This window comes from Leisingera caerulea DSM 24564 (assembly GCF_000473325.1).
GTDB lineage: Bacteria > Pseudomonadota > Alphaproteobacteria > Rhodobacterales > Rhodobacteraceae > Leisingera > Leisingera caerulea.
The window spans coordinates 528496-554676 of sequence record NZ_KI421513.1 but is presented as its reverse complement, the minus strand read 5'-3'; the positions used below and the strand labels follow the sequence as shown (position 1 = coordinate 554676).

Here is a 26181-nt window from a genome sequence, read left to right as displayed (position 1 = left end):
ATGACAGCTGAGATGAAAGAAGAAAAAGCCCAGGCCGCCGCCTGGTTCCGGGAGCTGCGCGACCAGATCGTTGCAGCCTTTGAGGCGCTTGAGGACAGCCACAGCGAAGGCCCGTTTTCGGATATGGAGCCTGGACGGTTCGAGATAACCGAAACCAAACGCACCTCGGACGATGGCTCCGACGCGGGCGGCGGCTTGATGAGCGTAATGCGCGGCGGCCGGGTGTTCGAGAAGGTCGGCGTCAACATCTCCGAGGTCTACGGCACCCTGGGTGAACGCGCGCAAGCCGCAATGGCGGCGCGCAAGGGCATTCCGGGCATGAAGGATGATCCGCGATTTTGGGCCTCCGGTATCTCGCTGGTCGCTCATATGCGCAACCCGCATGTGCCGGCCGTGCACATGAACACCCGCATGTTCTGGACCCCGCATGCCTGGTGGTTCGGCGGCGGCTCGGACCTCAATCCTTGCATTGAATACGATGAGGACACCGCGCATTTCCATGCCACCCAAAAACAGCACCTGGATCCGCACGGCGAGGACCAATACCCGCGGCTCAAGGTCTGGGCGGATGAGTATTTTTATATCCCCCACCGCAAGCGCGCCCGCGGCGTCGGCGGCATCTTCATGGACGACCAGAATTCCGGCGGCTGGGCCGCGGATTTTGCGCTGACTCAGGACATCGGCCGCGCCTTTCTGCCGGCCTTCGTGCCGCTGGTCGAAAAGCGCCGCGTGCAGGACTTCGATGAAGCCGACAAGGACGCCCAGCTGATCCACCGCGGCCTCTATGCCGAATACAATCTGGTCTATGACCGCGGCACCAAGTTCGGGTTGGAAACCGGCCACGACGCCAACGCGGTGCTGATGAGCCTGCCGCCCCTGGCGAAGTGGGTCTGAACCCGCCGCACATGTGACACTGCCAGCGCGCCGCTCCTGACGCGGCGCGTTTTTTTGGCGGATTTCTGCTGACAACCTTCCCGGGCGCGCGACTTTGCGCCTGCCTGCGCTAAGGTGAAAAACAACAGGAAAAGAAAAGAGCAGTTATTCACGAGGCGAGGCAGGGAGCACATCACATGCGCAGACTGGTTCTGGGAGTAATGGCATTGGCATTGGCACTGGCATCAGGCTGCGGCAGGCCGCCCGAAAGGGGCGTCAGCGCACCGGAGGTGACCCGCACCGAACCTGCCAATGCCCGTCTGGCAGGGCTCTCCACCTATCCGAGGTTCGGCGACCGCGATCCGCATGACTGGGAGGGGCGCAAGCCCTGGTCCTACCCGGTGCACGGCATCGACGTCTCGCGCTATCAGGGCGACATCGACTGGCGCAAGGTGCGCCGCTCCGGCGTCTCCTTTGCCTACGTCAAGGCAACCGAGGGCGGTGATCACACCGACGCCAAGTTCCGCGACAACTGGCGTGGGGCGCGTGCGGCGGGCCTCAAACGCGGCGCCTATCACTATTACTACTTCTGCCGCCCGGCAGCCGAACAGGCGCGCTGGTTCATCCGCAATGTGCCAAAGGATCCGAATGCCCTGCCGCCGGTGCTGGACATGGAGTGGAACCACCGCTCCCGCACCTGCCGCACGCGGCCTGACGGCGCCACGGTGCGGGCCGAGGCGCGCAAGTTCCTGAACATCCTGGAACGCCACTACGGCAAGCGCCCGGTAGTCTACACAACAGTGGATTTCTACCGTGACACCGGCATCGGACGGCTGAGCGGCACCGAGTTCTGGCTGCGCTCCGTCGCGGGCCACCCGCAGAAGGTCTACCCGGGCAGGAACTGGAGTTTCTGGCAGTATTCCGGCACGGGCCAAGTGCCGGGGGTGGCGGGCGACGTCGACCTCAACACTTTCCGCGGCAGCCCGGAAAGCTGGCTCAGGTGGTCCGGGCCGATCTAGCAGAGAAGAAAAAGGGGGCTTTGCCCCCCTCGCGCCACGGGCGCTCACCCCCAGGATATTTCCAGCCAGATGAAGATGGGATCCTCTATTCATCTGGCCCCAAATATCCCGGAGCGGGAGGCAGAGCCTCGCTTAGGCCTTCCAGTCAAAGAAGCCCTCGCCGGCCTTCCCCAGCAGCTTGGCCGCCATCTCCCGGCCCAGTTCCGCACCGTCTTCGACCGGGCACGACTGATCATCTCTGATCGCCTCGGACCCGTCCGGGCGCAGCACCTCGCCGCGCAGGCGCAGGGTGGTGCCATTCAGCTCCGCAAGACCGGCGATCGGGGTCTCGCAGGAACCGTCCAACGCCGCCAGAAATGCGCGTTCCGCCGCCAGCCGCAAACCGGTCTCATGGTCATGGATCGCCGCCAGCATCTCCGCCGCGCGGTTGTCATCTGCGCGTCGCTCGATGCCGATTGCGCCCTGGGCCACCGCGGGCAGCATGTCGCTGGTCTCGATCGGATTGGCGGGCACATCGGACATCGCCAGCCGGTTCAGGCCCGCCATCGCCAGGAAAGTGCAGTCCGCCACGCCCTCGGACAGCTTGCGCAGGCGGGTTTGCACGTTGCCGCGGAACTCCACCACGTTCAGGTCCGGGCGGCGGTTCAAGAGCTGCGCCCGGCGGCGCAGGGAAGAGGTGCCGACGACCGCGCCCTCCGCCAGATCGTGCAGCGACGTCAGAGACGGCGAGATGAAGGCATCGCGCACGTCTTCCCGCGGCAGATAGGTGTCCAGCGCCAGCCCTTCCGGCTGCGCGACCGGCATGTCCTTCATTGAATGCACCGCGATATCGATGGCGCCCGACAGCAGGTCCTCTTCGATCTCCTTGGTGAACAGCCCCTTGCCGCCCAATTCCTTCAGCGGCTTGTCCGCCGCGATCAGCGCCTGATTGTCGCCGGTGGTTTTGATCACCACGATCTCGAACGCCTCGGGCGGCAGGTCGAAGGCAGCGGCGAGGCGGGAACGGGTTTCATACGCCTGGGCCAGCGCCAGCGGCGATCCGCGGGTGCCGATTTTCAGGGGCGAAGCGGGGGAGGGCAGGGTCAGTGTCATGGAAGAAGCCATAAATCAGATTGCGTGCCGGTGGAAACCGGTTTTTGCGCATGTTCCACGGGCGCCGCGCACAGGCTTTGATATAGGACAAGGCGCGCAAAGCCCCGGCGCGGCAGATCGCCCCTGCCCTTGACATTCGCCCTCGCAGGCGTGACCTCAGAGGGCGACCTACGTGGGCGAATGATAGCGAGGAAAATCATGGCCGGACAAAAGAAGCTGCTGCGCGCATTGGCGGGTGAAAAACAGGATGTGCCCCCGATCTGGATGATGCGCCAGGCGGGCCGCTACCTGCCGGAATACCGCGCCACGCGGGCCGAGGCCGGGGATTTCCTGTCGCTTTGCTACAACTCCGATCTGGCCGCCGAGGTGACGCTGCAGCCGATCCGCCGCTATGGCTTTGACGCAGCAATCCTGTTTGCCGATATCCTCTTGGTGCCGCAGGCGCTGGGCGCCGACCTGTGGTTCGTGACCGGCGAAGGCCCGCGGCTGTCGACCATCACCACCGAGGCGGATTTTGCCAAGCTGGGCCCGGCGTCCGATATCCACGAGACGCTGAACCCGATCTATGAAACCGTCCGCATCCTGTCGCGCGAACTGCCCGCGGAAACCACGCTGATCGGTTTTGCCGGCGCGCCCTGGACCGTTGCAACCTATATGATCGCGGGCCGCGGCACTCCGGACCAGGGGCCCGCGCACGCGCTGCGCGAGGAAAACACCGCCCTGTTCGAGGCTCTCTTGGCGCGGATCACCGAGGCGACCATTGATTACCTGTCCAAACAGATTGAGGCTGGCGCCGAAGTCGTCAAGATCTTCGACAGCTGGGCCGGGTCGCTCAAGGGCGAGGCGTTCCAGAAATACGCGCTTGAGCCCTGCCGCCAGATTACCCAGGCGCTGAAAGAACGGCACCCGGGCACCCCCGTGATCGGTTTCCCGCGGGAGGCTGGCGAAAATTATGTGGGATTTGCCAAGGCAACCGGCGTGGATTGTGTGGCGCTGGACAACTCGGTGGATCCGGAATGGGCTGCCGCTAATGTGCAGGTGGACGGCTGCGTGCAGGGCAACCTGGCCTCGCGCCACATGGTGACCGGCGGGCAGGATCTGGTGGACGACACGCGCCGCATCGTCGAAGCCTTCAGGAATGGCCCGCATATCTTCAACCTGGGCCACGGCATCACCCCGGATGCGGACCCGGACAATGTGCAACTGATGATCGACACGGTCAGGGGCAGCTGACCTGCTGTGCGCCGCCCGGCCTTGTGCCGGGTGGCGGTTTCAGGCATCAGCGCAGTAGAAAGCGCCGCGAATGAGGACATAACGGTGGATTACGGTAAATCTGGAGTACCCAAGATGGGCAAGAATAAGCCACGTCACGCCGAACACAACGCCAAGGGCACCAAGAAAAACCCCTTTGGCAAACAAGCGGACAAAAGCGATCTGCTTAAGCGGATGAAAGCTGCCGCCGACAAGGCCAAGAAAGAAGACTGACCCTATTTCCGGCCCAGTTCCGCCAGGATTTCCCTTGTGTGCTGGCCGCGATGCGGGATTTCCGGCGGCTGCCAGTCGGGTTGGCCGGAAAACCGCGGGGCAGGGGCGGCTTGCAGCACGCCTTGATCTTCAACCCATGTGCCGCGCGCGTTCATCGCATGCGCCAAAGCCTCCTCCGGGTTTAGCACCGGGGCGACGCAAGCGTCCGATGCCTCGAACAGCGCCGCCCAGTGATCACGCGGCTGGCTGGCAAAAATCCCGGCAAGGCGGCCGGTCAGGGCGGGCCACTTGGTTTTTTCAAACTGCCGCTGAAATTCCGCGTCTTCCGCCAGCCCCAGTTTCTCCAAAAACAGCGCATAGAACTTCGGCTCCAGACATTGCACAGAGACATAGCCGCCATCGGCGCAGGCGTAAGCGCGGCTCCAGTGCGGCCCGTCGAGCAGGTTTGCTCCACGTGTGACGCCAAAGTTTCCGGCCTGGCGGATGCTCATCAGCAGGTTCATCATATGGGCCGAGCCGTCATAGATCGCCGCATCCACCACACATCCCTCGCCGGTGGTCCCGGCCTTCAGAATGCCCGCCAGCATGCCGGCAACCAGATACATCGCGCCGCCGCCGATATCACCGACCAGTGTTGCGGGCGTCAGCGGCGTATCGCCTGGGGCGGAGGCGTACCACAGGGCGCCCGACAGCGAGATGTAATTGAGGTCATGCCCCGCCGCATGGGCCAGCGGGCTGTCCTGCCCCCAGCCGGTCATCCGGCCATAGACCAGGCCTGGGTTCACCGCGTGGCAGTCTTCGGGCCCCAGCCCAAGCCGCTCCATAACGCCGGGGCGGAACCCTTCGATCAGCCCATGTGCGGTTTTGGCAAGTTTCAGGAAGGTTTCGGCGTCCTCCGGGTCCTTAAGGTCCAGCGTGACCGACCGCTTGCCCCGGTCCAACAGCGAGTTTTCCGGCATCCCTGGTGTACGCCCGGTGTACGGGCGGTGCACGCAGATCACCTCCGCCCCGAGGTCAGCCAGTGTCATCGCGGCAAATGGGCCTGGCCCCAGGCCCTCGACTTCTAGAATGCGGATCCCTTGCAGCATGCGGCGCTTTCCTTGCAATGTCCTGCCACTGGCAGTCTGCTCCGTCTCAGCCGCTTCCGGCAAGCTGCTGGCGGAATTTCCGTGGCGGCATTCCCGTGCCTTTGGCAAAGACGCGGCTGAAATGGGCCGGGTCGTTGAAGCCCAGCTCATAGGCGATCTGCGCCGCGGTCAGATTGGTGTAGATCAGCAGCCGCCGCGCCTCCCGCAGCACCCGCGCATTGACCAGCGCCGAGGCCGGCTGGCCGGTGGCCTGATGGGCGATCCGGTTCAGATGGGTCGGTGATACTGCCAGCTCATCTGCGTACTCCGCCAGCGGGCGGCGCAGGCGGAAGTCGCGCTCGACCAGCGCTTCGAACCGGGCATACAGCGTGCTGCCCTGCGACTGTACGCCGGTGTCCTGCCCTGCAGCCACGGTACGGGCTGCCAAGGCTGTGAGGCTGAGCGCCAGTCCGCGCAGCATCTGTGCCCGTCCGAATGCCTTGGCGCGGTATTCATGGAACAGTCTTTCCGCCAGATCCTGCATCCCTTGGGGCAGCGGCAGAACAGCGGGCAGATCCAGCGGCGCGCGCACCCCTTCGCCCGGTGTCAGGTTCTGGTCCAGCAGGTCGGAGGTCAGGGTGATCACCCAGCCGCCGGTGCCGCTGCCAAACCGGAAACCATGCACCACGCCGCGGGGCACGTTGATCAGGCAGGGCGGGGGGAGGCTATGTCTGTTTCCGTCAAGATCCGCCGCTCCGTCCCCACTGATCAGTACCAGAAGCTGATGCAGCCTGGCGTGCCGGTGGGGCCGCAATTCCCAATCGTGCAGCTCTGATCTGGCGCGAATAGTCTCCACATGCAGAACATCGGCCAGTTCGGCGGTTTCGCCAAACAGGTTGTAGCTGTCGATGCGGGCTGACTGTGACATGTGCGAAATATACAAGAACTGGCGCGCTTGGTCCATTCGCAAAACTTGGCATGCGGCGCATAATTCCCGTGCACGAATACACCGAGCAATCATGGGGAACGCGCATGTCCACGCATCAGACGCAGGTTGTCATCATCGGCGGCGGGCCTTCGGGGCTGCTGCTGTCGCAGCTTTTGCACCGCAAGGGGATCAGCTCCATCGTGCTGGAAAAGCACACGCGGGAGCACGTGCTGGGCCGCATCCGGGCAGGCGTGCTGGAGCATGGTTTCGTCAATCTGATGCGGGAGGCGGGCTGCGGTGCGCGGATGGACCGGGAGGGCGAGATCCACGAAGGCTTCCATATCGCCCATCAGGGCCAGCTGGACCGGATCGACCTGGCAAAGCACACCGGCGGCGACACGGTGATGGTTTACGGCCAGACCGAAGTGACCCGCGACCTCTATGAGGCGCGGGATGCAATGGGCGGGACGGTGATCCACGAGGCGCAGAACGTGCAGCCTCATGCGCTGAGGGACGTGCATCCCTTTGTGACCTGGGAGCAGAATGGAGAGGCGCAGCGGGCCGAGTGCGACTTCATCGTCGGCGCCGATGGCTTCCATGGGGTCAGCCGCAAGTCGATCCCGTCAGATGTTCTGAAGGAATACGAGAAGGTCTATCCCTTTGGCTGGCTTGGGGTTCTGTCGGAAACGCCGCCGGTGGCGGAAGAGCTGATCTACGCCCGCCATGAACGCGGCTTTGCCCTGTGCTCGCTGCGCAGCCGGGTGCTGAGCCGCTATTACATCCAGGTGCCGCTAACCGACCGGGTGGAGGACTGGAGCGATGCGGCCTTCTGGCAAGAGCTGAAGCGCCGTCTGCCGGAGAAGGTCGCGGCAGGCCTGCAGACCGGCCCGTCGATCGAGAAATCCATCGCCCCCTTGCGCAGCTTCGTGGCGGAGCCGATGCGCTATGGCAACCTGTTCCTGGCGGGGGACGCAGCCCACATCGTGCCGCCCACCGGCGCCAAGGGGCTGAACCTGGCGGCTTCGGACATCCATTATCTCTACCACGGGTTCCTGGATCATTATCTGAAAGGCGACAGCGCGGGGCTTGACGGCTATTCGGAAAAGGCGCTGGCGCGGGTCTGGAAGGCGGAGCGCTTCAGCTGGTGGATGACCAATCTGCTGCACCGCGCGCCGGAGGGCAGCGAGACCGACCTGCGGCTGCAGCGGGCGGATTTGGACTATCTGTTCTCATCGGATGCGGCGCAGGCGTCGCTGGCGGAGAATTACGTCGGGCTGCCGTACTAGGCATCAGCAGCCAGGCAATCTAACGCTGCGTCGGCCCGTCTATGCGGGGGACGCTGCCTGTGGTCTCCTTTGCGCAGCGGAGGAGGAGCCCATGTCCACGGTACTGTATGAGAGAGACGGCCGGATCGCGCGGATCACGCTGAACCGGCCTGACGTGATGAATGCCATCAATGACGAGATGCCGCGGGATCTGGCCGCAGCGGTGGCGCAGGCGGACGCGGACCCGCAGGTGCATGTGATGGTCCTGTCCGGCGCGGGCAAAGGGTTCTGCGCGGGCTATGATCTGACCTATTACGCCGAGGGCAACGGCAGCGGCGAGGTAACCCAGCCGATGCCTTGGGACCCCATCAAAGACTACCGCTTTATGTGGGAGAACACTCAGGCGTTCATGTCCCTGTGGCGGGCGGCCAAGCCGGTGATCTGCAAGGTTCATGGCTTTGCGGTTGCGGGCGGGTCGGATATTGCCCTGTGCGCGGACTTGACGATCATGGCGGAGGATGCGGAGATCGGCTACATGCCCGCGCGCGTCTGGGGCTGTCCGACGACGGCGATGTGGGTCTACCGGCTGGGCGCGGAGCGGGCCAAGCGGATGCTGTTCACCGGCGACCGGATCAGCGGCAAGGAGGCGGCGGAGATGGGGCTGGTTCTGAAGGCTGTGCCTGCGGCGCAGCTGGACGATGCGGTCGAGGAGATGGCTGCGCGGATGGCGACGGTGCCGGTCAATCAGCTGGCAATGCAGAAACTTGTGATCAACCAGGCGATTGAGCAGACCGGGTTGATGCAGACCCAGCGGCTGGCGACGATCTTTGACGGCATCACCCGGCACTCGCCGGAAGGGCTGAACTTCAAGGCCAGGGCGGAAGAGGCGGGCTGGAAGCAAGCGGTGCAGGAGCGGGATCAGGGCACTTACGACTGGACCGCCAACGAGAGCCTCCCCAGACGCAACCGTTGACTGCGGGAGGAGGGGCTCCCGCGCCTTCGCCATGCATCGAAGATGCAAGGCAAAGCCTTGGGCACCGCGCCGCGCTGATGCGCGGCGCGGTGCTGCTCCAAAGGCGCGTTATCTTACAGGCGCCCTTCTGGAGGGCGGATTCTATTTGCATAAACCGTTTCGGCGCAACTGCAGCGCGCTAGGCGCGCTGCCCGGCCCAACACCGTCCAAGGCTCGGCGTCAGCCGGCCGCCAGGGCGGGGGCGGGAGCGCCCCAGGCGACGGTCAGCCGTTGCCGGATGCCGCGCGGGTTTTCCGCCAGATCCAGCAGGGCTGCGCCGAAATCGGCAAAAGAGATTTGGGAGACGCCGTCCGCATCCGTGACCAGCGTATCGGTGCCGAACCGGTAGCGGCCGGTCTGCGGGCCCTCTGTCAGCAGCGCGGGCGGGCGCAGGCAGGTCCATTCCGTTTCGGTCTCCGCTTCCAGCAGCGCGTCCTGCGCGGCGCAGGCCTCGGCAATCGGGCGGACGCTTTCGGGGAGGAACCCTGGCGCGCTCAGCACGGTGTGGCCGCTGCCGTCGGCCAGCTTCAGCGTCGCGGCGCCGCCAGTCACCAGCACCGGAATGCCTGCCAGCCGGGCGGCGTCGAGCGCTGCCCGTGTCAGCGGTACCAGATCGGCTTCTCGTCCCGCGGGCGGCCGCAGCGCGCTGACCGCCAGGTCGTGTCCCCGGGCAGCCACTGCCGCGGCTTGCGGATCGGCGAGCAAATCCAGCGGCTGCGGGGTGACCAGGGGGCTGAGCACAGACAGCGCTTGCGGCTGCCGGGACACCGCCGTCACCTGATGGCCGCGCGCCACCGCCGCCCTCAGGGCTGCGCTGCCTGCATCACCGGTTGCGCCAAAGAGAATGATCTTCATGGGTGAGTCCTTTCTGTAATCTCGACATCAAGATAAGTGTCTATAAATCTTGACGTCAAGATTAATTTGGAACGCTGCAGCAGGACTCTGGTTAACGGTCGCAGGTGGTCCTGCCACTCCAGGCTTGGCAGGGCAGGGCCGGGCGGCTAGGTCTGGGGGGACCGCATCTCAGCGCCAGGGAGGTACCGCCATGCAGATGAGTGACCAGAAGGAAATCGCCGCCGATCCCGCAACCGTCTATGCGGCGCTGCTGACGCCTGAGGTGCTGCAGGCCTGCGTGCCGGGGGCGCAGGATGTGACCGGTACCCCGGAAGACGGATTCGAAGCCACTGTCACTCAGAAGGTCGGCCCGGTCAAAGCCACCTTCAAGGGGCAGGTCACCCTATCGGACCTGGTTGAAAACAAGAGGCTGACCATCAGCGGTGAGGGCAAGGGCGGGGCGGCCGGCTTTGCCAAGGGCGGTGCCATCGTAACGCTGGAACCTTCGGAAGCCGGCACGCTGCTGTCCTATGATGTCGAAGCCAAGGTCGGCGGTAAGCTGGCGCAGCTGGGCAGCCGGATCATCGACGGCTTTGCCAAGAAGATGGCGGACCAGTTTTTTGCCAACCTGCAGGCGCATCTGGCACCGGAGAGCGCGGCGGGTGACGAAGGCGAAGCACCGGAGGACGGCGAAAAGAAAGGATGGTTCAGCAAGGTGACCGGCCGCAGCTGAGCCTGGCCCCGGGCACTGCGCAGGCGCACAGGCCAATCTGCGGCCCGATGTGCGGCACAGGGCTGGCAGATGCGGCACGCCGCGGCTAGGGTAGCCGGGATCTGAGACCAGCCCGGAGGCATCATGACGGCCATCCTCTCCATCCGCGATCTGCGCAAAATTTACGATGGCGGTTTCGAGGCGCTGAAAGGCGTCTCGCTCGACATTGAAGAGGGGGAAATCCTTGCCCTTCTTGGCCCCAATGGCGCGGGAAAAACAACCCTGATTTCAACCATCTGCGGCATCACAACCGCGACGTCAGGCAGCGTCAGCGTGGGCGGTTTCGACAACGTTTCCCAGTTCCGCGCGGCCAGGGCGCTGATCGGGCTGGTGCCGCAGGAGATCACCCTGGAGCCCTTCACCAAGGTGCTGGACACGGTCACATTCTCCCGCGGCCTGTTCGGCAAATCCGCCAATTCAGAACTGGTCGGGAGCATTCTGCGCAAGCTGTCGCTCTGGGAAAAACGGGACAGCCGCATCATGGATCTTTCGGGCGGCATGAAGCGGCGGGTGCTGATCGCCAAGGCGCTGGCGCATGAGCCGCGCATCCTGTTTCTGGATGAACCCACCGCCGGCGTGGACGTCGAGCTGCGCAAGGACATGTGGGAGATTGTCCGCGAGCTGAAGGCAGATGGTGTCACCATCATCCTGACCACCCATTACATAGAGGAAGCCGAGGCGATTGCCGACCGGGTGGGCGTAATCACCGGCGGCGAGCTGCTGCTGGTCGAGGAGAAGGACCGGCTGATGGCCCGGATGGGGCAGAAACAGCTGGAGGTGCAGCTGACCGAACCAGTCAGGGAGGTCCCGGAGGCGCTGTCGCAGCATAATCTGCAACTGGTCAACGGCGGCGGCGGGCTGCTTTACACCTATGACACGCGGGCGGAGCGGACCGGCATCACAACGCTGCTGAACGATGTGGCGCAGGCCGGGCTGGTGCTGTCGGATGTGCAGACGCGGGAGTCCAGCCTGGAGGACATCTTTGTCGGTCTTGTTTCCGGCGGGCCAGCGTCAAAAGGCTCAGCTTCGGGAGACGCAGCATGAATTGGACCGCGGTTGCCACTATCTACAAGGCGGAAATGGCGCGGTTCTGGCGCACCTTTCTGCAAAGCTTCATCTCGCCGGTACTGTCCACCTCGCTGTATTTCGTAGTGTTCGGCAGCGCCATAGGCAGCCGGATCCAAGAGGTCGACGGGGTCGAATACGGCGCCTTCATCGTGCCGGGGCTGGTGATGCTGTCGGTGATCACCCAGAGCATTTCCAACGCCTCCTTCGGGATCTACTTCCCCAAGTTCATCGGCAACATCTATGAGATCCTCTCGGCGCCGATTAACTTCCTGGAAGTCGTCGCAGGCTTCGCCGGGGCTGCGGCGACCAAATCGCTGTTCATCGGCGTGGTGATCCTGTGCACCGCCTCGCTGTTCGTGGATCTTTCGGTGCAGCACCCCGTTGCAATGGTTGCTTTCCTGGTCCTGACCTGCCTCAGCTTCTCGCTGATGGGGTTCATCATCGGAATCTGGGCCGGCAATTTCGAGCAGCTGCAACTGGTGCCGCTGCTGGTGGTGACGCCGCTGGTGTTCCTGGGCGGGTCTTTCTACTCGATTTCGATGCTGCCGCCGGTCTGGCAGACAATTACGCTGTTCAACCCGGTGGTCTATCTGGTGTCGGGCTTCCGCTGGGCATTCTTCGGTCAGGCGGATGTGCCGGTTCTGCTGAGCCTTTGCGCGATAGGCGGCTTTACCCTCGCCTGTATGGCGGTGATCTGGTGGATTTTCAAAACCGGCTGGCGCATCCGCGCCTGAAACGGCACGCGGACCGGCGGGGGAGGGCTCCCGCCCGATCCGGACGCCCGGAGGGCGCCCCTACCGGTTGGGCCTGGCACGCTGAGCGTGCCGGGTGCCGCGCTCGCGGCCGGCGTCATGCGCTGCGCCGCGCGGCAGCGCGGCGCCCGGCCCAACGGGAAGGCTGCAGCTGCAAGCTGCTGTCCTGACGGGCGGGAGGTCTCCCGCGGGCATCAACCATGCGCAGACCTGCGTTGCATTTATGCCTGCGGACGTGCGGTTTTTGCGTTTGATCGTAAATCCCCGGGCGGCGCACCTTGTTTCACCCCGGGCGGCCCTCTACATCGGCGCCATGAGATTTCACCTGCCTTTCCTGAAAAGACAGCCGCTGGTGGCGGTGGTGCGCCTGAATGGCGCCATCGGCATGCCCGGCCGCGGCTCGCTCAGCGATGCTGCGCTGACCCCGATCCTGGAACGTGCCTTCCGCAAGGGCAAACCTGCCGCGGTCGCGCTGGAGATCAACTCCCCCGGCGGCTCGCCGGTGCAAAGCTCGCTGATCGGAGCCCGCATCCGCCGCCTGGCTGAGGAACTGGATATCCCGGTCTATGCCTTCGTCGAGGACGTTGCGGCCTCGGGCGGCTACTGGCTGGCGGCCGCTGCGGATGAGATATGGGCTGACGCCAGCTCGGTGCTGGGCTCGGTCGGGGTGATCTCCGCCGGCTTTGGCGCCCATGTGCTGCTGGCCCGTCAGGGCGTGGAGCGCCGCGTCTATACCGCCGGCGAAAGCAAATCCATGCTGGACCCGTTCCGCCCGGAAAACCCCGAGGACGTGCAGCGCCTCAAGGTGATCCTGAACGACATCCACGCAAATTTCATCGACCATGTCACCGAACGCCGCGGCGCCAAGCTGAAATCGGACGAGAATCTGTTCACCGGAGAGATCTGGCTGGCGCGGCGGGCTGAAGAGCTGGGGCTGATCGACGGTATCGGTCACCTGAAACCCAAGATGCAGGAGCGTTATGGCGAGAAGGTCCGCTTCCGCCGCTACGGCCTGAAAAAGCCGTTCTGGAGCCGGTTCGGCATGCGGATGGCTCAGGACGCGCTGGCCGGGATCGAGGAACGTGCCGAATACGCGCGTTTCGGGCTCTGACGTGCTGTTCAAGATCGTTGCAATCTTTCTGGCGGTGATGGCGGTGCTTGCGATGTTCGGCAAGCTGCGGTTTCCCGGTCAGAAGCAAATCAATTCCAGGCGCTGCACGTCCTGCGGCCGCTTCAAGATCGGCAAGGGGCCGTGCGCCTGTAGAAAAGGGGATCGTGGCAAATGATGCCATGGCTGTATTCGGCGCTTGGTTTGGTGATTCTGCTGCTGGCGGGCGACGCGCTGGTGCGCGGCGCAGTGAACCTCAGCTTGCGGCTGGGGGTGCCTGCGCTGATCGTCAGTCTGACCATTGTGGCCTTTGGCACCTCAGCGCCGGAGCTGCTGATTGCAGTTAACGCGGTCTACGAGGATGCAGACGGCATCGCGATGGGCAATGTGGTCGGGTCCAACACCGCCAATATCCTGCTGGTGCTTGGCATCCCCGCGCTTTTGCGGGCGCTGCACACCAGCGAATGCAGCACGCGCAGGAACTATGTCTTCATGCTGGGCGCCTCGGTGCTGTTCATTGGTCTGGCCTTCAGCGGCACTTTCACCTTTTGGTCCGGCCTGATCCTGCTGACCGCACTGGCCGGGGTGCTGGGCGTGGCCTTCCGCGACGCGCGCAACCACCGCCGCAACGGTAATGGCAACGGCTGCGCCGCGGATACAGACCTGGAAGAGATCGAGGAAGCCGATCCGGACATGCCGTATTGGCGCGTCGGCATTTACCTGCTGCTGGGCCTGATCGGCCTGCCGCTGGGCGCCGACCTGCTGGTCGACAACGCCTCGATCATCGCGCGTCTTTACGGGATCAGCGAAACCGTGATCGGCCTGACCCTTGTGGCGGTTGGCACCTCGCTGCCGGAACTGGCCACCACCACGATGGCGGCACTGCGCCGTCAGGCGGATGTGGCGCTGGGCAACGTGATCGGCTCCAATATGTTCAACCTGCTGGCCATCATTGGCATTGCCACATTTGTCGGCCCGATCAGTGTCGACCCTGAGTTCCTGCAATTCGACCTTTGGGTGATGCTCTCCGCCTCGCTGCTGCTGATCCCTTTTGTGTTCTTCAAACAGGATATCACGCGGATCTGGGGAATTATCCTCAGCGCGCTCTATCTGGCGTATATGTCCGTCCTGTTCTAATTCTATGCCGGCAGCAGCAGGGGAGGCGCAGATGCGGGCATTGGTGACAGGAGCGGGCAGGCGGCTGGGCCGGGCAATGGCTTTGGAGCTGGCGGCGCGCGGCTATGATGTTGCCGTCCACTATGCAACCTCCGCCCAGGATGCCGAGGAGACTGCCGGTGGAATCCGCGCTCTGGGCCGCCAGGCGGCAGTGCTGCAGGCGGATCTTTTGGACGAGGCGCAGGCCCAGGCGCTGCTGTCCATGGCGGCGGCGGCATTGGGCGGGCCGGTAACCTGCCTGGTCAACAACGCCTCTGTGTTCGAGCACGACACGCTGGCCAGTGCCACACGGGACAGCTGGGACCGCCACCTGAACAGCAACCTGCGGGCCCCCTTCGTTCTGCTGCAGGCCATGGCGGCGCAGGATGTGCCGCTTGAGCAGGACCCAGGCGGAGAGCCGCGCGCCTGGGGGCTGGCAGTCAACATGATCGACCAGCGGGTGCGCAAGCTGACGCCTGAATTCATGAGCTACACCCTGGCCAAGTCTGCTCTGTGGACGCTGACCCGCACCGCGGCCCAGGCATTGGCGCCGCAGATCCGCGTCAATGCCATCGGCCCGGGTCCGACCCTGCAGGGGCCGCGGCAAACCGCAGGGCAATTTGCCCGCCAGCGCCAGGCCACGATTCTGCAGCGCGGCGCCGGAGAAGAGGACATCACCGCGGCGCTGGCCTATTTGCTGCAGGCAAAGGCGGTGACCGGCCAGATGATCTGCGTCGACGGCGGCCAGCACCTGGCTTGGCAGACCCCGGACAGCGACGGGCTGGAATGACGCAAACCGGGGTAAATCATTCCTCATTGCCGCAAGTTTTGCACCGGTACAGATGCCGTTACGGAAGCGTTACAAAAGTGCCTTTAGTTTCAGAACCTTGACAGGCCGGGTAAAAAATAAACCAATAAATCAGTACCTTAACAATGTGCCTAAATTATAGGCATCCGTCCGAAACCAGCCGGAAATAAGGAAAAACGCGGGATAGCCCAAACTTATCTCCGTAGTTATCCACAAGATCCGTGGATTTTCCCGCTCTTGATCCGGACAGGCAAACATTGCAGCCAAGGGCGGGGAATCATATGTCTGTGCGCATGAACGACCAGCCTGCCGAAACACCTCCGGATTCGCCCGCCTGCAAGCCCAGAACTGGCTATGCTGTGATCCAGGATTACGTGAAGACTCTGGACGCATCACCCGGGGTTTACCGGATGCTGGATGCGGACAGCCGGGTGCTCTATGTCGGCAAGGCGCGCAACCTAAAGGCGCGGGTGTCGAATTATACCCGGCCCGGAAACAGCCCGCGGATTGAGCGGATGATCGCGCTCACCGCCTCGATGATGTTCTTGACCACCCGGACAGAGACCGAGGCGCTGCTCTTGGAGCAGAATCTGATCAAGCAGCTGAAGCCCAAGTACAACGTGCTTTTGCGCGATGACAAAAGCTTCCCGAACATTCTGGTCGCCAAGGATCACGCCTTTCCCCAGATCAAGAAGCACCGCGGCGCCCGCAAGCAAAAGGGCAGCTACTTCGGCCCCTTTGCCAGCGCAGGTGCGGTGAACAGGACATTGAACCAGCTGCAAAAGGCGTTCCTTCTGCGCAATTGCTCGGATTCCATGTTCGAGACCCGCACGCGCCCCTGCCTGCAATATCAGATCAAACGCTGCACTGCGCCCTGCACCGGGCTGATTTCGGCAGAGGATTATGCTGTCAGCGTGCGCGATGCCGAACGCTTCCTGTCCGGGCGCTCCACTAAAATCCAGGAGGAGCTGGCGGAACAGATGATGGCCGCCTCCGAGGCGATGGAGTTCGAGCGCGCCGCCGCCTTACGCGACCGGATCAAGGCGCTGACCCAGGTGCAGACCTCGCAGGGCATCAACCCGCGCGGTGTGGCAGAGGCCGATGTGATCGGCCTGCATATGGACGGCGGCCAGGCTTGCGTGCAGGTCTTTTTCATCCGCGCCAATCAGAACTGGGGCAACCAGGATTTCTATCCGCGGGTGGATGCCGACAACAGCCCGGCTGAGATCATGGAGGCTTTCCTTGGCCAATTCTATGCCAACAAGGAGCCGCCGCGGCAGCTGATCCTGTCCGACGCAATTGAGAACGCCGACCTGATGGAGGCGGCGTTGAGCGAGACAGCGGACCGCAAGGTCGAGCTGCTGGTGCCCCAGCGCGGCGAGAAGACCGAACTGGTGGCCTTTGCCGTGCGTAACGCCCGCGAAAGCCTGGCCCGCCGCATGGCTGAAAGCGCGACCCAGGCAAAGCTGCTGCGCGGCCTGGCCGAGGCCTTTGGCCTGGAGGGCCCGCCGCACAGGATCGAGGTCTACGACAACTCACACATTCAGGGCACCAATGCGGTGGGCGGCATGATCGTAATGGGGCCGGAGGGCTTCATTAAAAACTCCTACCGCAAGTTCAACATCAAGGGCGACGATCTGGTGCCGGGCGATGACTTCGGGATGATGAAAGAGGTGCTGAACCGCCGCTTCTCGCGTCTCTTGAAAGAGGATCCGGACCGCGGCAAGGGCCTGTGGCCGGATCTCCTGCTGATCGACGGCGGCGCCGGGCAAGTCTCGGCCGTGGCAGAAATCATGGAGCAGCACGGCGTGCAGGATATCCCGATGGTGGGTGTCGCCAAAGGCGTGGACCGCGATCACGGCAAGGAGGAATTCTACCGCCCCGGTGCGCCTGCCTTTGCTCTGCAGCGCAATGATCCGGTGCTCTATTTCATCCAGCGGATGCGGGATGAGGCGCACCGGTTCGCCATCGGCACCCACCGCGCCAAACGCGCCAAGGCCGTCAGCGCCACACCGCTTGACGAGGTCCCCGGGGTTGGCGCCTCCCGCAAGCGTGCGCTGCTGGCCCATTTCGGCAGCGCCAAGGCGGTAAGCCGCGCAAACTTGGCTGACCTCAAGGCGGTGGAGGGCATCTCCGAGGCGCTGGCCGAACGCATCTACGACCACTTCCATGCCAGCAGTTGAGATAAGCCCTTGAAAACCGGAACCTTCCCTTGTTCATCTGGCCAAAAATATCCCCGCCGGAGGCATCCGGCCCCGCGGGGCGGATTTTTGTCTGCCATCCGCTTCCCACGCGCCAGCCAGCCGGATAATGTGCCCGCATGAAATGGAACCTGCCAAATATCCTCACCCTGCTGCGGCTCATCGCTGCGCCCGGCCTAGCGGTGATGTTCCTCTACTTTTCGCGGCCATATGCGGACTGGTTCGCTCTGCTTTTGTTCATCACCGCCGCGGTGACAGACTGGTTTGACGGCTACCTGGCCCGGGCCTGGAAGCAGGAGACCAAGATGGGCGCGATGCTGGACCCTATCGCCGACAAGGCGATGGTGGTTATCGCGCTGATGATCCTGGTCGGCTACTCGGCTGAGCACTGGACCCCTTGGCTGGTGCTGCCCGCCACGGTGATTCTGTTCCGCGAGGTGTTCGTCTCGGGTTTGCGCGAATACCTTGGCGACACCGCCGGCACGCTCAAGGTCACCAAGCTGGCCAAGTGGAAGACGACCGCTCAGATGCTCGCCATCGCCACGCTGTTCTCGCAAGGCATCTTCGAGCATTACCTGGTGATGTCGTCCTTTGGCATGGATGATCAGATCTACAGCCAGATCATTGCCGGCGAGCTTGAAGACCTGTTCGGGCTGCGATGGAAGGAGGCCGGGGTGTTCTGGACCGGCCGCATCGGGCTGTGGCTGCTATGGATTGCGGCAGCGCTGACCGCGCTCACCGGGCTGGATTACCTGCGCAAGGCAATGCCGCATCTGAAGGAGGCACATTGATGGACGTTCTGTATTTCGCTTGGGTGCGCGAACGCATCGGCCTGCCGCGCGAACAGGTGGAGACCTCTGCCGCCACGGTGGCAGATCTGGTCGAGGAACTGCGCGCGCGGGAAGAGCGTTATGCTGCTGCCTTTGCTGACCTCTCTGCCTTGCGGGTGGCGCTGGACCAGGAATTGTCGGATTTCGATGCGCCCCTGGCAGGGGTGCGCGAGGTGGCCTTTTTTCCGCCGATGACCGGGGGCTGACGCGATGCGGATTTCCGTCCAGAAAGCGCCGTTTGAGCTGGGGGCCGAAAGCGATGCCTTCGCCGCGGGTGTGGAGGGCGCGGGCGCGGTGGTGACTTTCACCGGCGTTGTCCGCGATGCCGATCAGGGGGGGCTTGCTGCGATGGAGATCGAGCATTACCCGGGCATGACCGAGAAGGCGCTGGCAGCCATCGCTGAAGAAGCTGTGAAACGCTGGTCGCTGGCGGATGCGCTGGTGATCCACCGCCACGGCCGCCTGGCCCCGGGTGAGCGCATCATGATGGTCGCCACCGCCGCCCGCCACCGCAAGGATGCGTTTGAGGCGGCGGAGTACCTGATGGACTACCTGAAATCCCGTGCTCCGTTCTGGAAGAAGGAAATCCTGGCCAGCGGCGGCTCGGACTGGGTGGCCGCCAAGGACGCCGACGAAGACGCCTTGAAGCGCTGGTGATCCGCGTATCCGGTGCAACCTGCGCAACCGTGTCGGGGGGGCTCCCTCCAGCTGTGCGATCCTCACAGATGATCTCCGTCTGTTGGGCCCGGCGCCGCGCTGACGCGCGGCGTTTTCATTCTGCAGAGAGGGCCTGAACGGTCAGGTCTGCCTATCCAGGCCTGTTCCAAGTTTGATTGAAGAATGGCGCGTCAGGGACAAGCGCGCATCGCGGCGCCTGCGGCCTCCTTGACCCGCCGGCGGTGCGAAGCGGCCAACGCCGCGCGTCAGCGCGGCCTGCAGGCGCGGGAGTGCCCCGTTCGACCGCTCAGTGCGGGATCTGGCCGCGCAGCTCTTCCGCCTCGCGGCGGGCCTCGCGCAGACCGTCCATCGCGGCGCGCAATTCGGCTTCGGTCTGGGTCAGCTGGTTGGTCAGCTCCGCCTCGCGCTGCTGCAGATAGGTGATCGCCTGGTCGCGGGTTTCCTCCGCCTCGTGCAGCTCCTGACTCATCCGGTCGAGGTCGGCTACATCGCTTTGCCTGACCCGGGTAAACCGGTGCACCAGCCAGTTGGCGAACCAGCCCAGGGCAAAGGCCGCAAACAGGATGATCGCGGTGGTGATGATGAACTCGGTCCTGTTCATTGCTCTGTAGTCTCCTGTGCGTCCTCTGAGCCGTCGGCGGCCTCTTCGCCGGTGCGGTCTTCACCGGTGCTGCCTCCAGGGCTTTCCGCCGAAGCAGCCGGGCGGATCAGCTTGAATTCGATGCGGCGGTTGGCCTCGCGGCCCTCCTCGGTGCCGTTATCGGCAATCGGGGTGCTTTCGCCATAGCCTTTGGCAGCAAAGGTCGAGGTCACCACCCGCCGCGCCCGCAGCTCGTTCAGCACCGATTGGGCCCGCGCCTGGCTGAGGTTCTGGTTCATCGCTTCTCGGCCCTGGCTGTCGGTGTGGCCCTGGATCTCCAGCCGCACCGGGCCGCAGCGGCCCAGGATTTCGGCGATCCGGTCCATGGTTCCGGCGCTGTCCGCCGCAATCGTGGCAGAGCCGGGCTCGAATGTGATCTTGCCTTCGCTCTGCGCGCTGGCCAGCTGCGCCTCGCACAGTTCCGGCGGCAATGGCTTGTCCTTGGGTTCCGGCGGCTTCTCGTAGGTGATGTCGAGCCCATAGGTCTCGGCCTCGCCCAGCTTGGCTGACAGGAAGCGGGCGATCTCCGCCGGCGCGTCCTTGCGGTAGCTCATGCCGCGCAGCTCCACGTTCCCGGGAGTCACCGTGACCGCGCCGCGCTGCAGATAGGACAGTGCTTCCAGACCCGCCAGCACCCGCACCGGCCAATCTGCGGGCAGGTTGGCGGCCACCCGCGCAGCGGTGTGGACGTTGCCGGAGCCGAAGCGTGCCTTGGCGTAGCTGTCCGCAACCTTGCGCAGTGCGGCATCGGACAGGCGTCCGCGCAGCTGCACCTGGCCCTCGGGGCTGAGGGTGGCGGTGAATTCCGGCACGCCGCCGGCATTCTGCGCCTCTGGCACCGGCAGCACCGCGTGCAAAGCAAAGACGCGGGGCAGGGCGCCTTCCAGCTCGCCCACCACGTGATCAAAGCGCGCGTCCGGTGTGCCTTCTGCCGCCACCAGCGTGATATCGGCATTGGCGATGGTGACAGAGCCGCCGCCCAGTTCCGCCAGGCCGGCAATGCTCAGCTCTGCCGCGCGGGCCCAGTTGGGCGAGGGCACGCCCATGCCGATCACGCAGTCCGCCTCGCCCTGCAGCCCGGCCTTGCGGGCGGCGGCCAGAATGCGGTCGCGGCTGTCCTCGCTTTCGGCGGAGCAGGCGTCGAACTCCGCGCTGTTGCCGTCCAGCAGGAAGCGCAGGGTGAACGGCGTGATCACCGGCCGCGGCGCGGCGATGTCCAGCGCCAGCCGCAATCCCGGCGGCGCACTTCGGCCCAGTTGCTCTTCCAGTTGCGCCTTGGCTTCCTCGCTGCCGGAGATGGCGGTCACCGAGACCTCCCCTGCCTCAACAGAAATCTTGGCGCGCGGCAGCAGTTTCAGCGCCTCCACCGCAAAATCCATTGCCTCCGGCCACCCTTCGGGAATGCCGTACTTCGCGGTTTCCAGGAAGTCGGCCACGTTTTCCGGCCCGGCCAGGCCCTCCAGCTCTTGGACCAGCGCGGCGCGACCGGAGCCTGCGGGGATCAGTCCGATAATGGAAATGCCGCCGTCATTGCGCAGGATTTCCGCCGAGAACCGCGGCGGCGCCAGGCCATCGGCAGGGGGCACTTCCATCCCGTCCACAATCCGGGCCGCGTCGACAACTGTGCCCACCAGCGATTTGACCGAAAACCGGGTGGCCTCATCGGGTGCGGTGCCTTCCAGCAGCACCTGCAGCCCGTCCGCCGTCACCTCGGCCCAGGTATAGCCGCCGCCGTCCAGTGCCTGGCGCACCCCGCTTTCGGTGCTCCGTTCCACTGCGGTCACGGCAAAGCCGGCGGCAACAAGGCTCAGCCCGGCTGCGGCGGCAAAGGCCAGGCCCGGGATCATCAGCTTAGACAAGCGCATATGGCGGCACATTCCCAGTTTGCGTTACAGGCTCTTACCCCGCACGGGGCTGCTGTTCAATCACACGAACATGGCCAGGACAAAGAAGATCAGCGGAATCAGGCCGGTATCGCGGTTGAGCCGGAACAGCTGCAGCAGCCGAGCATTATTTTCCGCGTCAAAGGCGCGCAGCTGCCAAGTCATGTGCCAGCCCATCGCCCAAGGCGCGGCCAGCGCGAGCACCAGCGCCAGCACAGAAGCGCTCTCCAGCATCGCGCCGATCACCGCCACTGCCATCAGGCAGACAAAGGCCACGATGAAACGGCGCAGCCACATCGGCGTTTGTGTCCCGAACAGCCGGGCGGTGGATTTCACCCCGATCAGAGCGTCGTCCTCGGTGTCCTGATGGGCATAGATGGTGTCATAAAAGAGAGTCCAGGCGATGCCGGCCAGATACAGCAGCACCGGCGGCCAGCTGAGAGAGCCGGTGTGCGCCACCCAGGCCAGCATGGCGCCCCAATTGAAGGCGAGGCCCAGAAACACTTGCGGCCACCAAGTGAACCGCTTGGCAAAGGGATAGACCGCGACCGGCAGCAGCGACAGGACGCCCATGGCGATGGCCGCCTGGTTGAAAGTCAGCAGAATCATCAGCCCCAAGAGGCACTGCAGCCCCATCCAGACCAGCGCGCCCTTGACCGTCACCTGGCCCGACGGAATGGGGCGCGAGCGCGTGCGCTCGACCTGGCCGTCGAAGTTGCGGTCGGTGATATCGTTCCAGGTGCAGCCCGCGCCGCGCATCAGCCAGGCGCCGGCGGCGCAGCCGATGGCGATCCACAGATCCTGCCAGTGCGGGCTTTGATCCGCCAGGACTGCCAGCGCCAGCCCCCACCAGCAGGGGATCAGCAACAGCCAGGTACCAATCGGCCGGTCAGCACGGGAGAGCCGCAGATAGGGCCGCGTCCATTCCGGCGCATGAGTGTCGACCCAGTTTCCGGTGACCGCATCCGCGACCTGACCCTCTGGCGCTGGCTTCTGGCCTTGCATATGTAGGACCCCATGAGTGCAAAAATCAGACTGTATGTAGAGCACCCCTTGGGGGCAGGGCAAACGGTTCCTTTGGACCGGGATCAGGCGCATTACCTGTTCGGGGTCATGCGGCTGACCGTTGGCGCCCCTGTGGCGCTGTTCAACGGCAAGGACGGCGAGTTCCTGGCCAAAGTTGCAGAGGCCGGCAAGCGCGGAGGCACGCTGGTCTGCCAGGAGCAGACCAGGCCCTTGCAGCTGCCGCCGGACCTGTGGCTGTTGTTTGCCCCGATCAAGAAGGCGCGCACCGATTTCATCGTTGAAAAGGCCGCGGAGATGGGTGCTGCGCGCATCCTGCCGGTGCAGACCGAGTTCACCAACTCGGAGCGTATCCGCCAGGACCGGCTGCAGGCCCATGCGGTCGAGGCGGCGGAACAATGCGGCGGCACCTATGTGCCGGAAGTGGCGGATTTGCAAAAACTCTCCCGCCTGCTGGACCAATGGCCGCAGGAGCGCCAGCTGATGTTCTGCGACGAGGCTGAGGTGGGCAATGCGCTGCAACTGGCCGCGGAGACGCAGAAGGGCGCGCCCTGGGCCATCCTGATCGGACCCGAGGGCGGTTTTTCGGAGGCTGAGCGCAAGCGCCTGCACGCGCTGCCGCAATCCCATGTGGTCAGCCTTGGCCCCCGTATTCTGCGCGCAGATACCGCAGCGGTGGCGGCCATGACCCTGTGGCAGCAAGCGCTGGGGGACTGGTAATTGGGCCGTTTTGAGCGAATGCAGTTTTTTGCCCGTCCAGACAGCGCTGCCCGCCAGATGGAGCGTGTGCAGCTCCAGACACAGCTGAAATGGCCGGGGGGCGGCGTCAAGCTGGAGAGTGCTTTGAAAGTCTCAGAAGAGTCTTCGGTGTTCCGCGGCTACCGCGGCAGGGAACCAGTGGTGATAAAGAAATTCTGGGACCCCGGCACCCGGCGCGGCTATGTCGGCGGCACCGTGCAAGCGCTCCGCCGCTTTGAACGCCTTGGCGCGCACCCGGAATTCTCTGCAAACAGGTGTTTCGCCACTTCCGGCAAGCTGGGCCTTGTGGTGGTGAGCTTCGAATCCGGCGCACCGGTGAACAAGCTGCTCAAACAGCCCGCTGCAAACCGGCCGCAGATTCTGCGGCAGTGCTGTGCCTGGCAAAGCTGGGCGAGCCAGGGCAAAGTCGTCCGGGCCGCCCTGCCTGCGAACCGGTTTGCAGAAGAAATAAACGCCATTCTCGATACCTGCGCCCCGCACCCTGACGCAGCACTGCTGACGGAGCTGGGCAAGGAACTGCTGCGGTTGCTGGAGCTAATCGGGGACCAGCCAGCGGCGCGGACGCCCGGGCACCCCGATTTTGCCCCGCGTAACCTGATCCTGCGCCCGGATGGCGGGGTAGCTGCGATCGACATTCATCGCAGAGGCACCTTCTTCCGGTCCCGCCAAACAGCCATTTTCCTGGTATCCAAAGACTTTCAGAGCGCGGGCATAGATGGTCCGCTGCTTTACGGTTTGGACAGTGAAGAGATGAAGCAGTTTCTGGCCCAGGACACCGATTTCGAAGCAGAGAGCGATTCATTTCTGGTTTTCTTCATCGGACTGACACTTCTCAGAATGTATGCCAAAAATACGAAACGCGTGCGGCGCATGAAGCTGAGACACCGCCGTATCCAAGCTTATCTCGACGATGTTCGGCAGGGTAGAAGGATCAAGTCATGAGTTTCATCCGCCCCGAAGCCCGCACTGCCCTGTGGCAATGGCGCGAAGTCCTGGCCGCGGTACTGATGTTTCTGATCGGGCTGAAATGGGCGTTTTCCTCGGCCGGGTTCACGGCCATCACCGGCTGGGCCCTTGTCGCCACCGGTCTGGTGACCGCCGTGATCGGCGCCCAGCGGATGCGCTTCCGGCGCGGCACCGGCGGGCCAGGCGTGGTGCAGGTGGATGAGGGGCAGATTGCCTATTTCGGGCCGCTGACCGGCGGTGCCGTCGCCGCCTCCGAGCTGGAGCGGCTGGCGCTGGATCACTCCTGCAAGCCGCCGCACTGGCTGCTGGAGCAGCCCGGCCAGCCGCCGCTGGCGATCCCGGTGAACGCCGAAGGCTATGAGGCGCTGTTTGACGTCTTTGCCGCGCTGCCGGGCCTCAAAACCGAGCGCATGCTGACTGAGCTGCGCCGCAAGGGGGCTCACCAGGTCGTGATCTGGGAGCGCAATTCCAGCCGGCCCGAACATCTGCGCCTGCATTGACACTGGCGGCGATTCCGCCCACGACTGACCCTTCAACACAGACTTAACAGGACGGAGTGCCAGGCATGTCCATTCCCCAGTCCGGCGGCGGGCCGATCGAACGTCATGAGCAGCTTGCCGAGTATCTTGCCGACGGCTGCAAGCCCAAGGAAGCCTGGCGCATTGGCACCGAGCACGAGAAATTCGGTTACTGCAAGGATACGCTGAAACCGCTTCCCTATGCCGGCGAGCGGTCGATCCAGGCGGTGCTGGAAGGTCTGCGCGATGGTCACGGCTGGGCGCCGCTGATTGAGAGCGGCAACCTGATCGGCCTGACAAAAGGCGGCGCCAATATCAGCCTGGAGCCGGGCGGCCAGCTGGAACTGTCCGGCGCACCGCTGGAAACCATCCACGAGACCTGCGACGAGGTGAATGCCCACCTGCGCGACGTCAAGGACATCGCCGACAAGATCGGCGTCGGCTTCATCGGCCTGGGCGCAGCGCCTGTCTGGAAACACGAAGACATGCCGCTGATGCCCAAGGGCCGCTACAAGCTGATGGACGGCTACATGCAGGACGTCGGCACCATGGGCACCACCATGATGCGCCGCACCTGCACCGTTCAGGTGAACCTCGACTTCTCCTCCGAGGCCGACATGGTGCAGAAGCTGCGGGTGGCCCTGGCGCTGCAGCCCGTCGCCACCGCGCTGTTTGCCAATTCCCCCTTCCTGGATGGCAAGCCGAACGGCCACAAATCCTGGCGCTCCCGCGTCTGGCGCTCGCTGGATGCCGACCGCACCGGCATGCTGCCATTTGTGTTCGAGGAAGGCTTCGGGTTTGAAGCCTGGGTGCAATATGCGCTCGATGTACCGATGTACTTCGTCTACCGGAATGGTGAATATATCAACGCGCTGGGCATGTCCTTCCGCGACTTCCTGAAGGGCGAGCTGCCCGCGCTGCCGGGCGAAACCCCGACGCTCAGCGACTGGGCCGACCATCTGACCACCATTTTCCCCGAGGCCCGTATCAAGAAGTTCATCGAGATGCGCGGCGCCGACGGCGGCCCCTGGCGCCGCCTCTGCGCGCTGCCCGCCTTCTGGGTCGGCCTCACCTATGACCAAAGCGCGCTGGACGCGGCCTGGGATCTGGTCAAGGGCTGGGACGACGAGACCCGCGAAGAGCTGCGCGTGGCGGCTTCCGAACAGGGGCTGCAGGCCAAGGTGAACGGCATCAGAATGCATGAGCTGGCACGGGAAGTGGTGGCGATTTCGGAAAGCGGCCTCAAGGCGCGTCACAAGCCAGGCGCAGGCGGCCTTGTGCCGGATGAGACCCATTTCCTCAATGCGCTGAAGGACAGCCTTGAAACCGGCAAAGTCCCGGCAGATGAGCTGTTGGAGCGTTACCACGGCGCCTGGGACGGGGACCTCAGCCGCATTTACAGCGAATTCGCTTACTAAGACTGCAAGGGCCGCGTTCACGACGCG

General features: G+C 64.3%; 28 protein-coding genes. 21 read left to right on the top strand and 7 right to left on the bottom strand.

Annotation, left to right across the window (positions count from 1 at the left end):
- Positions 1-894, top strand: coding sequence for an oxygen-dependent coproporphyrinogen oxidase (hemF, locus tag CAER_RS0109895; protein ID WP_027235206.1), 894 nt, complete (start codon positions 1-3; stop codon positions 892-894).
- A 176-nt stretch (positions 895-1070) separates the two neighbouring features.
- Complete coding sequence (locus CAER_RS0109890) at positions 1071-1892, top strand: glycoside hydrolase family 25 protein (protein WP_027235205.1); 822 nt, start codon at positions 1071-1073, stop codon at positions 1890-1892.
- Positions 1893-2024: 132 nt separating this feature from the next.
- Here the strand turns inward: CAER_RS0109890 and hemC are convergent, their stop codons facing one another.
- Positions 2025-2984 carry a hydroxymethylbilane synthase gene (gene hemC / locus CAER_RS0109885; protein WP_027235204.1) on the bottom strand — a complete coding sequence of 320 codons (960 nt, stop codon included), beginning with the start codon at positions 2982-2984 and terminating at the stop codon, positions 2025-2027.
- Between the two features lie 198 nt (positions 2985-3182).
- Between hemC and hemE the strand changes: the two genes are divergently transcribed.
- Together hemE and CAER_RS30160 are read left to right on the top strand one after the other, a co-directional pair.
- A complete protein-coding gene (hemE, locus tag CAER_RS0109880; protein ID WP_027235203.1) occupies positions 3183-4217 on the top strand; it encodes a uroporphyrinogen decarboxylase in 1035 nt (344 codons plus the stop codon).
- A gap of 114 nt (positions 4218-4331) precedes the next feature.
- Complete coding sequence (locus tag CAER_RS30160) at positions 4332-4469, top strand: hypothetical protein (protein ID WP_209320222.1); 138 nt, start codon at positions 4332-4334, stop codon at positions 4467-4469.
- 2 nt (positions 4470-4471) lie between these two features.
- Here CAER_RS30160 and CAER_RS0109870 read toward each other — a convergent pair whose 3' ends face one another.
- Both CAER_RS0109870 and CAER_RS0109865 read right to left on the bottom strand, forming a co-directional pair.
- On the bottom strand, positions 4472-5557 hold the full coding sequence (locus CAER_RS0109870; RefSeq protein WP_027235201.1) for a CaiB/BaiF CoA transferase family protein: 1086 nt from the start codon (positions 5555-5557) through the stop codon (positions 4472-4474).
- 46 nt (positions 5558-5603) lie between these two features.
- Positions 5604-6464, bottom strand: a complete 861-nt coding sequence (locus CAER_RS0109865; protein ID WP_036797640.1) for a helix-turn-helix domain-containing protein — start codon at positions 6462-6464, stop codon at positions 5604-5606.
- 104 nt (positions 6465-6568) lie between these two features.
- On the opposite strand from CAER_RS0109865, the gene pobA reads away from it, so the two are divergent.
- Positions 6569-7750 carry a 4-hydroxybenzoate 3-monooxygenase gene (gene pobA, locus CAER_RS0109860; RefSeq protein ID WP_027235199.1) on the top strand — a complete coding sequence of 394 codons (1182 nt, stop codon included), beginning with the start codon at positions 6569-6571 and terminating at the stop codon, positions 7748-7750.
- 91 nt (positions 7751-7841) lie between these two features.
- Positions 7842-8702 (top strand): crotonase/enoyl-CoA hydratase family protein, encoded by an 861-nt coding sequence (locus tag CAER_RS0109855; protein ID WP_027235198.1) that lies wholly within the window; start codon positions 7842-7844, stop codon positions 8700-8702.
- Positions 8703-8921: 219 nt separating this feature from the next.
- Here CAER_RS0109855 and CAER_RS0109850 read toward each other — a convergent pair whose 3' ends face one another.
- Positions 8922-9596: an NAD(P)-dependent oxidoreductase gene (locus CAER_RS0109850; protein WP_027235197.1), complete on the bottom strand. Its 675-nt coding sequence runs from the start codon at positions 9594-9596 to the stop codon at positions 8922-8924.
- 190 nt (positions 9597-9786) lie between these two features.
- Between CAER_RS0109850 and CAER_RS0109845 the strand changes: the two genes are divergently transcribed.
- The 11 genes from CAER_RS0109845 to CAER_RS0109795 all read left to right on the top strand — a co-directional run bounded on the left by CAER_RS0109845 (position 9787) and on the right by CAER_RS0109795 (position 18926).
- Positions 9787-10308: a CoxG family protein gene (locus tag CAER_RS0109845; protein WP_027235196.1), complete on the top strand. Its 522-nt coding sequence runs from the start codon at positions 9787-9789 to the stop codon at positions 10306-10308.
- Between the two features lie 123 nt (positions 10309-10431).
- On the top strand, positions 10432-11391 hold the full coding sequence (locus CAER_RS0109840) for an ABC transporter ATP-binding protein (protein ID WP_027235195.1): 960 nt from the start codon (positions 10432-10434) through the stop codon (positions 11389-11391).
- Positions 11388-12149, top strand: a complete 762-nt coding sequence (locus tag CAER_RS0109835; RefSeq protein ID WP_027235194.1) for an ABC transporter permease — start codon at positions 11388-11390, stop codon at positions 12147-12149. The genes CAER_RS0109840 and CAER_RS0109835 overlap by 4 nt, the downstream gene beginning before the upstream one ends.
- A 331-nt stretch (positions 12150-12480) precedes the next feature.
- Positions 12481-13278 carry a S49 family peptidase gene (locus tag CAER_RS0109830; RefSeq protein WP_027235193.1) on the top strand — a complete coding sequence of 266 codons (798 nt, stop codon included), beginning with the start codon at positions 12481-12483 and terminating at the stop codon, positions 13276-13278.
- Position 13279: 1 nt separating this feature from the next.
- Positions 13280-13453 carry a hypothetical protein gene (locus CAER_RS30155; RefSeq protein ID WP_027235192.1) on the top strand — a complete coding sequence of 58 codons (174 nt, stop codon included), beginning with the start codon at positions 13280-13282 and terminating at the stop codon, positions 13451-13453.
- Entirely contained in the window at positions 13450-14412 is a 963-nt protein-coding gene (locus tag CAER_RS0109820; RefSeq protein WP_027235191.1) for a calcium/sodium antiporter, read from the top strand. The genes CAER_RS30155 and CAER_RS0109820 overlap by 4 nt, the downstream gene beginning before the upstream one ends.
- Before the next feature lie 4 nt (positions 14413-14416).
- Positions 14417-15220 carry an SDR family oxidoreductase gene (locus tag CAER_RS0109815; protein ID WP_084299512.1) on the top strand — a complete coding sequence of 268 codons (804 nt, stop codon included), beginning with the start codon at positions 14417-14419 and terminating at the stop codon, positions 15218-15220.
- 311 nt (positions 15221-15531) lie between these two features.
- On the top strand, positions 15532-17421 hold the full coding sequence (uvrC, locus tag CAER_RS0109810) for an excinuclease ABC subunit UvrC (protein ID WP_036797638.1): 1890 nt from the start codon (positions 15532-15534) through the stop codon (positions 17419-17421).
- Positions 17422-17558: 137 nt separating this feature from the next.
- Positions 17559-18230: a CDP-diacylglycerol--glycerol-3-phosphate 3-phosphatidyltransferase gene (gene pgsA, locus CAER_RS0109805; RefSeq protein ID WP_027235188.1), complete on the top strand. Its 672-nt coding sequence runs from the start codon at positions 17559-17561 to the stop codon at positions 18228-18230.
- Complete coding sequence (moaD, locus tag CAER_RS0109800) at positions 18230-18475, top strand: molybdopterin converting factor subunit 1 (protein WP_027235187.1); 246 nt, start codon at positions 18230-18232, stop codon at positions 18473-18475. The genes pgsA and moaD overlap by 1 nt, the downstream gene beginning before the upstream one ends.
- 4 nt (positions 18476-18479) lie before the next feature.
- On the top strand, positions 18480-18926 hold the full coding sequence (locus CAER_RS0109795; protein ID WP_027235186.1) for a molybdenum cofactor biosynthesis protein MoaE: 447 nt from the start codon (positions 18480-18482) through the stop codon (positions 18924-18926).
- A 307-nt stretch (positions 18927-19233) separates the two neighbouring features.
- On the opposite strand, the gene CAER_RS0109790 is transcribed toward CAER_RS0109795, so the two are convergent.
- The 3 genes from CAER_RS0109790 to ubiA are packed head-to-tail and all read right to left on the bottom strand — an operon-like array spanning position 19234 to position 22475.
- Complete coding sequence (locus CAER_RS0109790; RefSeq protein WP_027235185.1) at positions 19234-19548, bottom strand: hypothetical protein; 315 nt, start codon at positions 19546-19548, stop codon at positions 19234-19236.
- Entirely contained in the window at positions 19545-21452 is a 1908-nt protein-coding gene (locus CAER_RS0109785) for an OmpA family protein (protein ID WP_027235184.1), read from the bottom strand. The genes CAER_RS0109790 and CAER_RS0109785 overlap by 4 nt, the downstream gene beginning before the upstream one ends.
- 60 nt (positions 21453-21512) lie before the next feature.
- A complete protein-coding gene (gene ubiA, locus CAER_RS0109780) occupies positions 21513-22475 on the bottom strand; it encodes a 4-hydroxybenzoate octaprenyltransferase (RefSeq protein WP_027235183.1) in 963 nt (320 codons plus the stop codon).
- A 12-nt stretch (positions 22476-22487) separates the two neighbouring features.
- On the opposite strand from ubiA, the gene CAER_RS0109775 reads away from it, so the two are divergent.
- The 4 genes from CAER_RS0109775 to CAER_RS0109760 all read left to right on the top strand — a co-directional run bounded on the left by CAER_RS0109775 (position 22488) and on the right by CAER_RS0109760 (position 26154).
- Complete coding sequence (locus CAER_RS0109775) at positions 22488-23213, top strand: 16S rRNA (uracil(1498)-N(3))-methyltransferase (protein WP_027235182.1); 726 nt, start codon at positions 22488-22490, stop codon at positions 23211-23213.
- Between the two features lie 147 nt (positions 23214-23360).
- Positions 23361-24194, top strand: coding sequence for a hypothetical protein (locus tag CAER_RS0109770; RefSeq protein ID WP_154667761.1), 834 nt, complete (start codon positions 23361-23363; stop codon positions 24192-24194).
- Positions 24191-24718, top strand: a complete 528-nt coding sequence (locus tag CAER_RS0109765) for a hypothetical protein (RefSeq protein ID WP_027235180.1) — start codon at positions 24191-24193, stop codon at positions 24716-24718. Before CAER_RS0109770 ends, CAER_RS0109765 begins: the two co-directional genes overlap by 4 nt.
- A gap of 65 nt (positions 24719-24783) precedes the next feature.
- Positions 24784-26154 carry a glutamate--cysteine ligase gene (locus CAER_RS0109760; RefSeq protein ID WP_027235179.1) on the top strand — a complete coding sequence of 457 codons (1371 nt, stop codon included), beginning with the start codon at positions 24784-24786 and terminating at the stop codon, positions 26152-26154.
- Positions 26155-26181: the final 27 nt, after the last annotated feature.